A 12,556-nucleotide genomic window follows, 5' to 3' on the forward strand; every position below is an offset into this window, starting at 1 on the left:
TGGCGAGAAGGTCGTACGGGGTGACCGAGTCAACTGCCCGGTTCCGGGTACTCCGGGGAGCAAGCCGGGCCCAAGGGCGCTAAAGTCGGCCCCTGACCCGTCCCCGTAACCCGGCCCATTGATCGAGGTACGCAGCGTGTCGGTTCTTGTTCTGGTTCTCGCCGTGAGCGCCGCCTGCTGCCTGGGCTTCGGTTTCGTCCTCCAGCAGAACGCGGCTCAGCGGGCACCCCTGAACGACTTCCTCTCGCCCCGGCTGCTCCTGGACCTCGTCAAGATCCCTCGCTGGCTCGGCGGTATCGCCCTGATGGTGGCCGGCATGGTCCTCGGCGCCATCGCGCTGGGCCAGGGCGAGATCTCCCTGGTGGAGCCGCTGCTGGCGACGAACCTGCTGTTCGCGATGGCCCTCTCGCGCCACCAGACCAAGCAGTCACTGGGCCGCCAGGGCTGGGCGGGCCTGCTGCTCCTCGCCGGCGGCGTGACGGCGTTCATCGTGGCGGGCGAACCCCGCGGCGGTACGGCGGTCACGGACCCGTTCCGGCACTGGCTGATCATCGGCGTGATGATCGGTCTCGCGCTGCTGCTGACGACGTACGCGAAGCGGTCCCGGCTGGTCGCGGGGCCGGCGCTGCTCGCGGTGGCGGCCGGGCTGCTGTACGGCGTGCAGGACGCGCTGACGCGGGTGAGCGGCGAGCGGTTCTCCGAGGGCGGCCTCGTGCACGTCCTCACCGGCTGGCAGCCGTACGCGGTGCTGGCGCTCGGCGTGACCGGCCTGGTGCTGGTCCAGAGCGCCTTCGAGACGGCCTCCCTGCGGATGTCGCTCCCCGCCCTCACCGCCGCCCAGCCCCTCGCCGGGATCATCTGCGGCGTGGGCTTCCTGGGCGACCGGCTGCGCACCGACACGGGGGCGCTCGCGTGGGAGGCGGCGGGGCTGGCCGCGGTCGTGGCCGGGATCGTGCTGCTCGGCCTGCATCCGGCGATGCCGTGCGGCACGACGGAGCGACCGGTACGGGCGCGGGATCTCCAGCCGAACTGACGGCACCGGGAAGGTCGGGGTGTCGCGGTCGGCCTGCCGAGACCGGCCCCGAGCCCCACTGACAGGCCTGCTTGGATGGACCCCATGAGCTCCGCTGACGAGATCCTCGACATCGTCGACGAGAACGACCAGGTCGTCGGGCAGTCCCCCCGCGGTGCGGCGTACGCCCGGGGCCTGCGCCACCGCTGCGCCTTCATCCAGGTCCGGGACACCGCCGGCCGTCTCTTCGTGCACCGCCGCACCGCGACCAAGCTGGTCTTCCCCTCCCTGTACGACATGTGGGTCGGCGGAGTGGTCGGCGCGGGCGAGACCTACGACGAGGCCGCGCTGCGGGAGGCGGAGGAGGAGCTGGGCGTCTCCGGGCTCCCCTCCCCCGAGTTCCTCTTCAAGTTCCTGTACGACGACGGCGCCGGGCGGACCTGGTGGTCGGCGGTGTACGAGGTGCGCTGCGATCTGCCGGTGAATCCCCAGGTCGAGGAGGTCGCCTGGCACGACTTCCTGCCGGAGGAGGAGGTGGAGCGGCGGCTGTCGCGGTGGGAGTGGGTACCGGACGGCCTGGACGCGTACGAGCGGCTGCGGGCCTTCCGGGCGGGCGGCTGATCGGGGCCGGACGGCCCGGTAGGGTCCAGGGCGTGATCGATTTTGCACGGAACGTCCGGCTCTGGTTCGCGCCCGAGGCGATCCGGGAGGACGGCAGGACGCCCGACTACCGGTTCTCGCTCGCCAATGAGCGCACCTTTCTGGCCTGGCTGCGGACCGCGCTCGCGCTCATCGGCGGCGGGTTCGCGGTGGACCAGTTCCTGCCGGATCTGCGCTGGGGCTGGCGGGTCGGGCTGGCGCTCGCGCTGCTCGGGGCCGGGGTGCTGTGCTCGTTGCGCGCGGTCAATCACTGGATGCGGTGCGAACGGGCGATGCGACGGGGCGAGGATCTGCCCGTGTCGCGGTTCCCGGCGGTACTGAGCGTCGTCGTGGCGGTCGTCGCCGTCGCCATGGTCTTCGTCGTGCTCGTCGGGTGGGAGGGGTGAGCACCCCGGCCGCCGAGGAACGGGACCCCGGACTCCAGCCCGAGCGCACCCGGCTCGCATGGCGCCGTACGACCCTCTCCGGCACCGTCTGCGCCGTACTCGCCGTCAAGACCGCGCTGCACGGCGGTCCGTCCGCCTCCGGCGTCGTCGCCTGCGCCCTGGCCTGCGTGCTCTGGCTGGGCTTCCTGCTGCTCGCGCACCGCCGCATCCGCGCCCTCGCCGCCGCCGACGCCCCCTCCGCGATCGCCCCGCTCCACGCCACGGCGGCGGTCCTGTGCACCGTGGCGATGGCCGCGTGCGGGGCCGCCCTGGTGTTCTAGCTCCCGCCGGCCCTTCTCGCCCTCACCCCTCCCCCTCGGTCTCCCAGTCCACCGTCACCACGATCTTCCCGCGGGTCCGCCCCTCCTGATTCAGCCGTTGCGCCTCCGCCGCCCGCTCCAGCGGGAACGTCCGCGACACATGCACCGACACCACGCCCTGATCGGCGAGTTCGGACAGCCGCCGCAGGTCCTCGGCGTCCGGGCGCACCCAGAAGTAGCGGCCGCCGTAGCCGACGACCTCCCCGTCCGCGATGGACACCAGGCGGCCCTCGGGAGCCAGCAGGTTCGCCGAGACCGTCAGGGTCTCGCCGCCGATCGTGTCGAACACCGCGTCCACGCCCTCGGGGGCCAGTCCGCGCACCCGCTCGGCCAGGCCCTCGCCGTACTCGACGGGCTCGCCGCCGAGGCCGCGGACGAAGTCGTGGTTGCGCGGGCTCGCCGTACCGATGACCCGGGCACCGAAGTGGCGGGCCAGCTGTACGGCGACGGAGCCCACACCCCCCGCCGCCGCGTGCACCAGGACCGTCTCGCCGCGCTTGACCTGGAGCGCCTTCACCAGCACCTGGTAGGCGGTGAGCCCCACCAGCGGCAGGCCGGCCGCCTCCTCGAAGGAGAGGGTGCGGGGCTTGCGGGCGAGGGTGCGGACGGGGGCGGCCACGTACTCGGCGAAGGTGCCCCGGGAGAGGAAGTCCTCGCGGACGTATCCGATGACCTCGTCGCCGACCGCGAACTCCGTGACGGACACGCCGAGTCCGACCACGACCCCGGACACGTCCCAGCCGGGGACCACCGGGAAGACGGGGTCGAGGATCGGGTCGAGGTGCCCCTCGCGGGCGTGCCAGTCGACCGGGTTGACCGCCGCCGCCCGGACCTTGACCAGCACCGCGTCGACCCCGACCTTGGGGTCGCGCACCTCCCCGTATGCGAGGACCTCGGGCCCGCCGTAGCGTGAGTAGCTGATGCCTTTCATGGCACCGACCCTCCGGGGTACTCGGACGCCACGCAAGCGGGATGCCCGGATATGCGGCGTTCGCGTGGCAGCCTTTCCGACGGCATCGGCAACATCTCCGAAGGTGAGCAGCATGACCACCCTCCACCAGGAACACGCCTCCCACTCCCACGCGCACGGCCCCGACTGCGGGCACACCGAGGTGCCGCACGGGGACCACGTCGACTACGCGCACGGCGGCCATCTGCACCGCGAGCACGGCGGCCACTGGGACGAGTGCGAGCCGGGCGGGCATGTCACCCATGACGGTCACGAGCACACGCACGGGGACGACTGCGGCCACGAGAGCGTGCTGCACGGCGACCACGTCGACTATGTGCACGACGGTCACCGCCACGCCCGCCACGAGGGCCACTGGGACGACCACTGACCCGGCACTGACCGGTCCGCGACCTGACATCGCCCGACCGAGAAGCATCCCCGACAGCTCCCCGGCGCACCGCGCGGGGAGCTGTCGGCCTAGGGTGGCTCAGATCACGTTCGCTCTACACACTGGACGGCATACCGACCGGTCGGCATCATGAGTCGGGAAGTGTTCGTCTGCCGTAGGAGCGATGCATGAGCCCCGACCATCCGCCCGGACTCGACCTCGACCGGCTGCGCGGCCTGCTCGACCGCGTGCGGCCCGGACTGGTCCACGGCCCCCTGACCGGCCGACTGATCGAGGGCGGACGGTCCAACCTCACCTACGCGGTCTCCGACGGCACGTCGAAGTGGGTCGTACGACGGCCTCCGCTCGGTCATGTCCTGGCCACCGCGCACGACATGAAGCGCGAGCACCGGGTGATCAGCGCGCTGCATCCGACGAACGTTCCGGTGCCGCGGCCGGTGCTGCTGTGCGAGTCCGAAGAGGACACAGCGGTGTTCGGGTCGCCGTTCTACGTCATGGAGTTCGTCGAGGGCACTCCCTACCGCACCGCCGACCAGCTGGTCCCGCTCGGCCCGGAGCGCACCCGGGGCGCGGTGCTGTCCCTGGTGGACACGCTCGTCGAACTGCACGCGGTGGACCCCGCCGGGGTGGGTCTCGCGGACTTCGGACGCCCCGAGGGCTTCCTGGACCGCCAGCTGCGCCGTTGGGGCAAGCAGCTGGACGCCTCCCGCAACCGTGAGCTGGCCGGCATCGACGAACTGCACGCGGCGCTCGGCCGGCAGCTGCCGACGTCCCCCGAGGCGACCGTGATCCACGGCGACTACCGGCTCGACAACGTGCTGATCGGTGACGACGACAGCATCAAGGCGATCCTCGACTGGGAGATGTCGACCCTCGGTGACCCGCTCACCGACCTCGGGCTGCTGGTCATGTACAGCATGCCGCTCGACATGCCCGACTCCCCCGTCGCCACCACCGCCACAGCCCCCGGGCACCCGGAGCCGGCCGAGCTGATCGAGCGGTACGCGGCCCGGTCGGGGCGCGATGTCTCCCAGGTGTCCTGGTACACGGCGTTCGCCTGGTTCAAGCTCGCCGTGATCCTCGAGGGCATCCACTACCGCTACACCCTGGGCCAGACGGTCGGCGACGGCTTCGACCGCATCGGCGACCTCGTCCCCGTCTTCATCTCGCACGGCCTGACCACCCTCCAGGAAGGCTGACCCGCCATGGACTTCGCGTTCGACGCACGCACCGAGGAACTGCGTGCCAAGCTGCTCGCCTTCATGGACGAGCACGTCTACCCCGCCGAGGCCGTCGCCGAGGAGCAGCGCGCCCGGCTGGCCTCGCCGTGGGACACCCCGGCCGTGGTGGAGGAGTTGAAGGCCGAGGCACGCAGGCAGGGCCTGTGGAACCTCTTCCTGCCCGACGCCGAGTACGGGGCCGGGCTGACCAACCTGCAGTACGCGCCGCTCGCCGAGATCACCGGCCGCTCCCCGCAGCTCGCGCCGACCGCGCTGAACTGCGCGGCGCCGGACACCGGCAACATGGAGGTGCTCACCCAGTTCGGTGACGAGCAGCAGAAGAAGCAGTGGCTGGAGCCGCTGCTTGCCGGTGAGATCCGCTCGGCGTTCGCGATGACCGAGCCGGAGGTGGCCTCCTCGGACGCCACCAACATCACCACGTACATCGAGCGGGAGGGCGACGAGTACGTCGTCACGGGCCGCAAGTGGTACATCTCCGGGGCGATGAACCCGGACTGCAAGATCTTCATCGTGATGGGCAAGACGGACCCGGACGGCGACGACATCCGCCGCCAGCAGTCGATGATCCTGGTCCCCCGCGACACCCCGGGCGTCACGGTCAAGAGGGCGATGCAGGTCTTCGGCTACGAGGACCACTCCCACGGCGGTCACGCCGAGGTGGTCTTCGACCACGCGCGCGTGCCGGTGTCGAACCTGATCGGCGAGGAGGGCGGCGGCTTCGCCATCGCCCAGGCCCGCCTCGGTCCGGGGCGGATCCACCACTGCATGCGGCTGATCGGCATGGCGGAGCGGGCGATCGAGCTGATGTGCCGCCGGGCGGTGTCCCGTGCGGCCTTCGGCAAGGCGCTGGCCCAGCAGGGCGTGGTGCACAACTGGATCGCCGACGCGCGGGTGACCGTCGAGCAGCTGCGGCTCCTCGTGCTGAAGACGGCCTGGCTGATGGACACCGTCGGCAACCGGGGCGCCCACACGGAGATCCAGTCCATCAAGATCGCCACGCCGCGTGCGGTGGTCGACATCATCGACCGGGCGATCCAGCTGCACGGCGCGGGTGGCGTCAGCCAGGACTTCCCGCTGGCCGAGCTGTACGCCGGTGCCCGCACGCTGATGATCGCCGACGGGCCGGACGAGGTGCACCAGCGGTCGCTGGCGCGGCGCGAGCTGAAGAAGTACGTGTGAACCCCTGGGGCCGGCGGGGCATGCACGCCCCGCCGGCCCCCCTCCCCCGAGGTGATGGTCAGCCGGGCTGTGTGGTCGCGCTCAGCGTCCAGAGGGGTGGCTCGGTCACCGGGATCGAACACGCGGCCTGCGCCTGCGACGGCACCAGATCGGCCTGCGCCGCGGCGGGTACGGCCGCCGTGCCGCCGAGTGCGAGCAGCGAGCCCGGGGGCGCCCCGGCGGTGGCGGGGCCATCCGGGCCGTGGCCGCCCGCGAGGCGATCTTCGGGCCCGGGGTGGCCCGGCGGGTCCTCGGGCAGCTCGGGCGGCCGCTGCCGCAGCCCGATCCGTGCCCGGCGCTCACCCCGCGGGAGCGGGACGTGCTGACACTGATCGCCGACGGACAGCCCAACGGGGTGGTGGCCAACCGCCTCGGGCTCTCCCCAAGACGGTCAGCAACCACATGTCGGCGGTCCCGGCGAAACTGGGCGTCGCCGGTCGCGCGGTGTCAGGGGCGCAGGGCTCTCAGCAGCAGGTCGGCCAGATGGTCGGCGACCTCCTGTGAGCTCATCTGGCCGTCGGGGCGGTACCAGGTCGACAGGTGGTGGACCGAACCGAAGTGATAGTCCACCACCAGGTCGGCCGGGGTCGCCTTCGAGAAGACGCCCGCCTCCTGGCCCTCCTCGACGAGCGCGCGGAACCGCTCGTGGTAGCGCCGGCGCTCGGCGCGCACCTGCTTGTTCTTCTCCGGGCTCAGATGGTGCATGGAGCGGAAGAAGATCATCGCGTCGTCGAGGTTCTCGATCGTCGTGACGACGACGTCCGCGGCGGCACCGCGCAGCCGCTTCTCGATCGGCTCGTCGGAGCTCGCGAAGGCGTCGAGGCGCTCCTGCTGGACGCGCAGCACGCGCGCGTACACCTCGTGCAGGAGGTCGTCCTTCGAGCCGAAGTAGTGGTAGAGCGCCCCCTTGGTGACGCCTGCCGCCTCGACGATCTCCTGCACGGAGGTGCGGTCGTAGCCCCGCTCGGCGAAGAGCCGGGTGGCGGCGGCCAGCAGCCGCTGCGGGACGGGCGTACCGTCTCCGTCGGTCGTCCTTGGCACTGTGCCGCCTCCTGCTTTTCCGTTCGCTACTGCTCGTTGTGCCTGCGGGAACGCAGTTCCCGCCGGAGGATCTTCCCACTCGCCGTCTTCGGCAGGTCGGGCAGGATCTCCACCTGCCTCGGGTATTTGTAGGCGGCCAGTCTCTCCTTGCAGTACACCGCGAGTTCATCCGGGTCCGTGTCGGCGCCCGGACGCAGGCTGATGTACGCCTTGACGGTCTCCCCGCGATACCCGTCCGGCACGCCGACGACGGCCGCCTCGCGCACCGCCGGGTGGGTGTAGAGCACGTCCTCGACCTCGCGCGGCCACACCTTGAAGCCGGACGCGTTGATCATGTCCTTCTTGCGGTCGACGACGTAGAGCCAGCCCTGCGCGTCCATGAAGCCGATGTCGCCGGTGCGCAGCTCGCCGTCCGGGAAGGTCTCGGCGGTGGCCTCGGGGCGCCGCCAGTAGCCGGGCACGACCTGCGGGCCGCGCACGAGGATCTCGCCCTGCTCGCCGAAGGGCACCTCGGCGCCCTTGTCGTCGACGATCCGTACGACCGTCTGGGGCCCCGGCAGGCCCACGGCCAGCGTCCCGGACACCGGATCGACGGGCGCCTCCAGCTGGGGCGGCACGGAGGCGCAGGGGGCGGTGCACTCGGTGAGCCCGTAGCCGTTGCGGATGTAGGGCCCGAAGCCCGCCCGGAACTTCTCCACCAGGGCGGGCGGCAGCGGGGCACCGCCGGAGGAGATGTTGACGAAGGAGGAGAAGTGCTCGCGGGTGACGTCCGGGTGGGCGGCGAGCGCCATGAAGGCCGTCGACGGGCCGACCGTGTAGTGCGGCCGGTGCTCGGCGAACGCCTCCAGCACGACCCCCGCCTCGAAGCGGTACGTCAGCACCAGCGTGCCCGCGCTGTTGAGACAGGCACCGAGCTGGCACACCATCCCGGTGATGTGGAACAGCGGCGCCAGCGCGTAGTACACGGGCGCGTCCGGCAGGGCCAGGCCCGTGCGCTGCCGCTCGGCGTTGCACATGATGTTGCCGTGCGTGTTGGTGGCGCCCTTGGGGGCGCCGCTGGTGCCCGAGGTGTAGCTGATGAGCGCGATGCCGGACGGGTCCGGGTCGCGGCCCTCGGGCGCCCGGTGGCCCGCGCGGGCCACGGCGGCCAGGTCGTCGGCGTCGGCGGCCTGCGGCAGCCTCTCGAAGGCCAGCACGCGCGCGTCGTCGCGGGTCTGGAAGTCCAGCTCGCAGCCGGTCAGCACGATCCGCACCGGAGAGTCCGCCGCCGTCTCGCGCAGATACGACTCCCAGGCCCGGTCGGAGCAGATCAGCGCGGCCACCTCGCCGTCCCGCAGGACGTGGGTGACCTCCCCCGACTTGTACATGGGGTTGACGGGTACGACGGTCGCGCCCGCCTTCCACGCGCCCAGCAGGGCGATGACGAAGTGCGGGGAGTTCTGGAGCAGGATCGCCACCCGGTCGCCGCGCTCCAGGCCGCGCTCTGCGAGGTGCCCGGCGACGGAGTCGCTGAGCTCGTCGATCTCGCGGTAGGTGAGGCGGCCGTCGAAGTAGGCGAGGAACGTGCGGTCCGGGGCCTCGGCGACGACCCTGCGCAGGGCGTGCACGAGGGAGTCGTCGGGCGCTATGGGAGCGCGCTGGGCCTCGTTGAGCAGGGCGACCCAGGGCTTGGCGGCGTACAGGGACTCGGTCACCGGGCCTCCTCCCACTTCTGCTGGAGGTGGTTCATGTTGCCCAGCCAGCGGTCGGGGTCGGCGGCTCGGAACCGGTAGTACTCGGCGACCTCGGGGTGCGGCAGGATCAGGAAGCGGTCCTCGGCGATGCCCTTGAAGAGAGCCTCCGCGACGTCCTCGGGCTCCACGGCCGTCGGCTTGAGGACCAGGTCGCCCGCGCTGCCGGTGGCCGAGAGCATGTCCGTGCGCACGCCCTGCGGACAAATGGCGTGGACCTTGATCCCGCGGTGGCGGTAGGTCAGCGACAGGTACTCGGCGAAGGCGTACGCCCCGTGCTTGGTGACGCTGTAGGGCGCCGCCCCGATCATGGTGAGCAGCCCGGCGGCGGACACGGTCGACACGAACCGCCCGCTGCCCCGCTCCAGCCAGTCCGGCAGCAGCTCGTGAGCGGCCCGCACGTGTGCCATGACGTTGACGTCCCAGGAGAGCTCCCAGGCCTTGGCGTCGCCGAGATCGTCCACATCGGGCCCGCCGAAGGCGACGCCGGCGTTGGCGCAGTACACGTCGACGGTGCCGCCGAGTGCGGCGCGGGCCTCGCCGACGACGGCGGAGGCATCGCCGGGCACAGCGACACCGCCGATCTCCTGGGCAACGGCCTCGGCGCGGGCGCCGTCCAGGTCGTTCACGACGACGCGGGCCCCCTCGGCGGCGAACCGGCGAGCGAGGGCGGCCCCGATACCCCCTCCGGCTCCCGTGACAACGACACCAGCACCCTGAACGGCTTCCACCATCGGTCTCCTTCGACGCGGCTCGACTGCATCGCCAGACTAACCAGTCGGTATGTGGTTAAGGAAGAGTGACCGCACCCACCCAGGGGCGCGCGGAACCGCGCGACAAGCCACGAAGCACCGGTACCTTCCACACAACCCGCGGGAGCAATACCGTGCCCCCCATGCGCCTATCCAGACGAGCTCTCCTCGCAGCGACAACGGCAGCAACGGCATTCTCCAGCGCACCGCCCGCCTCCGCGGCCGAGCGGCACCGCCGACTCCGTACCGGCTTCGAGCGGCTGGCGGCCGACGGCTACGCCCAGCTCGACGGCCAACGCGTCGGCATCGTCACCAACCCCACCGGCATCACCCGGGACGCCCGCCACATCGTCGACGTCATGCACGCCGACAACCGCGTGAACCTGATCGCCGTCTTCGGCCCCGAGCACGGCTTCCGGGGCACCGCGCAGGCGGGAGGATCCGAGGGCCGCTACGACGACCCGGCGACCGGACTGCCCGTTTACGACACCTACCTCAAGAGCGGCCGGCCGCTGGCCGACATCTTCACCGCCTCCGGCGTCGACACCGTCGTCTTCGACATCCAGGACGTGGGCGCGCGCTTCTACACGTACATCTGGACGCTGTACGACTGCATGGAGGCCGCCCAGCTGGCGGGCAAGCGGTTCGTGGTGCTGGACCGGCCGAACCCGGTGACCGGGCGCGCGGCCCAAGGGCCCGTCCTGCACAAGGAGTTCGCCACCTTCGTGGGGCGGCAGCCCATCTGCCAGGCGCACGGCATGACCGTCGCGGAGCTGGCGCGGCTGTTCAACGGGGAGTTCCTCACCGCGCCGGTGGCCCTGGAGACCGTCCTCATGACCGGGTGGAAGCGGTCGGAGTTCTACGACACGTCCGGGCTGCCCTGGGTGCCGCCGAGCCCCAACATGCCCACCCCGGACACCGCGTTGGTGTATTCGGGGACGTGTCTCTTCGAGGGGACGAACCTGTCGGAGGGACGCGGCACGACCCGACCCTTCGAACTGCTGGGCGCGGAGGGGGTCGACGGACGCTGGGCCGCGGCCGCGGGCGAACTCGCGCTGCCGGGCGTGCACTTCAGGGAGGCGTACTTCGCGCCGACGTTCTCCAAGTTCCAGGGCAGGACCGTCGGCGGCGTGCAGATCCATGTGCACGACCGGGCGGCCTACGACCCCGTGCGCACCGGAATCGCCCTGCTGGTGACCGCGAAACGGGTGTGGAGCGGCTTCGCGTGGCGGTCCGACAACTGGATCGACAAGCTGACGGGCTCCACCCAGGTGCGTACCGCGATCGACGCGGGGGCCGGCCCCGACGAGGTCGTGGCGGGCTGGCAGGAGGAGCTGGCGGCGTTCCGGGCGACCCGCAGGGAGTACCTCCTGTACAGATGATCCCCCGATGGTTGAGCCGTTGAGTATGGCCAACTTCGCCCCGTAGCAGGACGATGCGACCGCATCGCACCACTTCGGGGGACAAGGGGGCCTGTCATGGCGGATCCGGCGATGAGTGTGAGTCCGTACTGGGAGCTGACCTTCGACTCGGACGGCGATCCGGACGGCAGACGTCGGGATCGGCTCATCGCCGGTGTGGCGGAGCGAAAGGTCCGGGATCTGATCGTCTTCGCGCACGGCTGGAACAGCGACCGCTCCGGCGCGACCCGGCTCTGCAGCCGCTTCTTCGAGCCGGTCCCGGCGCTCGCTCCGACCGCCCGCCTCGGATTCGTGGGGGTGGTGTGGCCGTCGATGCGGTTCTGCGACGAGCCGATCCCGGACTTCCCGCGCTCCGTGGCGGCCGAGTCGGCCCGGCGTCCAGTGCTCGACAAGGACACGCGGCACGCTCTCCTGGAGGCGTTCCCCGGCCGGGCGACCATTGTCGAGCAGATCACGCGGCTGCTGGACCAGCAGCCGCGCGAGGAGGCCGAGTTGGAGGAGTTCGGCCGACTGGTGCGGATGCTGGTCGAGCTGGTGCCGCCGGGACCGCAGGTGCTGTTCGGGGCGGACACCCTGGCCGAGGGGGTGCCGCAGAGCGAGCCGGACATGTTCTCCGCGCCCGTGACAGCGGTCTGCGAGGACTTCGCGCGGGCGCTGGCGCACCTCGAATCGACGGACGGGACGGCCGGGTTCGCGATCCCCAATCCCTGGGACGGTGCCCACGAACTGCTGCGGCAGGCGACGTACTACGCCATGAAGCGGCGCGCGGGAACGGTCGGCGAGCGCGGCCTCGGACGGGTGATCGGGCAGCTCGCCGCGAAGGCGCCCGAGGTGCGGGTCCATCTGGTCGGGCACAGCTTCGGCGGGCGTCTCGTGTCGTTCGCACTGCGCGGGCTGCCCGAGGGGGTGCGCACGGTGAAGTCCGTGACGCTGCTCCAAGGGGCCTTCTCCCACTACGCGTTCGCGTCCCGGCTGCCGCACGACACCCGCGCGGGAGGCGTGCTGCAGGGTCAGCAGAACCGGATCGACGGTCCCCTGGTGTGCTGTTTCTCCCGCCACGACTCCGCGCTGAGCACGATGTATCCGCTGGCCTCACGGATGGCCGGGGACGCGCGGGGGGCCGTCGGGGCGGACGTCGGGCGGATGCTGGGCGCCAAGTGGGGCGCGATGGGCTTCGACGGGGTGCAGGCGGTGCCGGGCACGCGTGCGTGGAGGCTCGCCGACGCGCTGCGGGCCACGCTGCCCGCCTCGGGGTGCGTCAACATCGACGCGTCCGAGGTGGTCAGGCGTGGCGGGGCGCCGGCCGGGGCGCACAGCGACATCGTGCACCCGGAGCTGGCGCGGGTGGTGCTGGCGGCGGGCCGCGTCCGCTGAC

General features: G+C 71.7%; 14 protein-coding genes. 10 read left to right on the plus strand and 4 right to left on the minus strand.

Annotated features, from left to right (window positions below; all coding sequences use genetic code 11):
* Positions 1-136: 136 nt before the first annotated feature.
* The 4 genes from OG381_RS12130 (at position 137) to OG381_RS12145 (ending at position 2,378) form a co-directional block, all read left to right on the plus strand.
* Positions 137-1,033 carry a DMT family transporter gene (locus tag OG381_RS12130; protein ID WP_327716112.1) on the plus strand — a complete coding sequence of 299 codons (897 nt, stop codon included), beginning with the start codon at positions 137-139 and terminating at the stop codon, positions 1,031-1,033.
* Between the two features lie 84 nt (positions 1,034-1,117).
* Positions 1,118-1,633 (plus strand): NUDIX hydrolase, encoded by a 516-nt coding sequence (locus OG381_RS12135; RefSeq protein ID WP_327716114.1) that lies wholly within the window; start codon positions 1,118-1,120, stop codon positions 1,631-1,633.
* Positions 1,634-1,665: 32 nt separating this feature from the next.
* On the plus strand, positions 1,666-2,058 hold the full coding sequence (locus tag OG381_RS12140; protein WP_046256647.1) for a YidH family protein: 393 nt from the start codon (positions 1,666-1,668) through the stop codon (positions 2,056-2,058).
* Complete coding sequence (locus tag OG381_RS12145) at positions 2,055-2,378, plus strand: DUF202 domain-containing protein (protein WP_327716115.1); 324 nt, start codon at positions 2,055-2,057, stop codon at positions 2,376-2,378. The genes OG381_RS12140 and OG381_RS12145 overlap by 4 nt, the downstream gene beginning before the upstream one ends.
* A 22-nt stretch (positions 2,379-2,400) precedes the next feature.
* Here the strand turns inward: OG381_RS12145 and OG381_RS12150 are convergent, their stop codons facing one another.
* Positions 2,401-3,348, minus strand: a complete 948-nt coding sequence (locus tag OG381_RS12150) for an NADP-dependent oxidoreductase (RefSeq protein ID WP_327716116.1) — start codon at positions 3,346-3,348, stop codon at positions 2,401-2,403.
* A 112-nt stretch (positions 3,349-3,460) separates the two neighbouring features.
* On the opposite strand from OG381_RS12150, the gene OG381_RS12155 reads away from it, so the two are divergent.
* The 4 genes from OG381_RS12155 to OG381_RS12170 all read left to right on the plus strand — a co-directional run bounded on the left by OG381_RS12155 (position 3,461) and on the right by OG381_RS12170 (position 6,799).
* Positions 3,461-3,757 (plus strand): hypothetical protein, encoded by a 297-nt coding sequence (locus OG381_RS12155; RefSeq protein ID WP_327716117.1) that lies wholly within the window; start codon positions 3,461-3,463, stop codon positions 3,755-3,757.
* 188 nt (positions 3,758-3,945) lie between these two features.
* Positions 3,946-4,977, plus strand: coding sequence for a phosphotransferase family protein (locus OG381_RS12160; protein ID WP_327716118.1), 1,032 nt, complete (start codon positions 3,946-3,948; stop codon positions 4,975-4,977).
* 6 nt (positions 4,978-4,983) lie between these two features.
* On the plus strand, positions 4,984-6,198 hold the full coding sequence (locus tag OG381_RS12165) for an acyl-CoA dehydrogenase family protein (protein WP_327716119.1): 1,215 nt from the start codon (positions 4,984-4,986) through the stop codon (positions 6,196-6,198).
* Between the two features lie 358 nt (positions 6,199-6,556).
* On the plus strand, positions 6,557-6,799 hold the full coding sequence (locus OG381_RS12170) for a hypothetical protein (RefSeq protein ID WP_327722445.1): 243 nt from the start codon (positions 6,557-6,559) through the stop codon (positions 6,797-6,799).
* On the opposite strand, the gene OG381_RS12175 is transcribed toward OG381_RS12170, so the two are convergent.
* Genes OG381_RS12175 through OG381_RS12185 form a run of 3 tightly spaced genes read right to left on the minus strand, consistent with a single transcriptional unit; the run spans position 6,685 to position 9,742 of the window.
* On the minus strand, positions 6,685-7,278 hold the full coding sequence (locus OG381_RS12175) for a TetR/AcrR family transcriptional regulator (RefSeq protein ID WP_327716120.1): 594 nt from the start codon (positions 7,276-7,278) through the stop codon (positions 6,685-6,687). The genes OG381_RS12170 and OG381_RS12175 overlap by 115 nt on opposite strands.
* A 26-nt stretch (positions 7,279-7,304) precedes the next feature.
* Positions 7,305-8,972 carry a class I adenylate-forming enzyme family protein gene (locus OG381_RS12180; RefSeq protein ID WP_327716121.1) on the minus strand — a complete coding sequence of 556 codons (1,668 nt, stop codon included), beginning with the start codon at positions 8,970-8,972 and terminating at the stop codon, positions 7,305-7,307.
* A complete protein-coding gene (locus OG381_RS12185) occupies positions 8,969-9,742 on the minus strand; it encodes an SDR family oxidoreductase (protein ID WP_327716122.1) in 774 nt (257 codons plus the stop codon). The genes OG381_RS12180 and OG381_RS12185 overlap by 4 nt, the downstream gene beginning before the upstream one ends.
* A gap of 161 nt (positions 9,743-9,903) precedes the next feature.
* On the opposite strand from OG381_RS12185, the gene OG381_RS12190 reads away from it, so the two are divergent.
* Complete coding sequence (locus tag OG381_RS12190; protein WP_327716123.1) at positions 9,904-11,142, plus strand: exo-beta-N-acetylmuramidase NamZ family protein; 1,239 nt, start codon at positions 9,904-9,906, stop codon at positions 11,140-11,142.
* Between the two features lie 96 nt (positions 11,143-11,238).
* Positions 11,239-12,555, plus strand: coding sequence for a serine-threonine protein kinase (locus tag OG381_RS12195; RefSeq protein WP_327716124.1), 1,317 nt, complete (start codon positions 11,239-11,241; stop codon positions 12,553-12,555).
* Position 12,556 lies beyond the last annotated feature (1 nt).

This window comes from Streptomyces sp. NBC_00490 (assembly GCF_036013645.1).
GTDB classification, from domain to species: Bacteria; Actinomycetota; Actinomycetes; order Streptomycetales; family Streptomycetaceae; genus Streptomyces; species Streptomyces canus_F.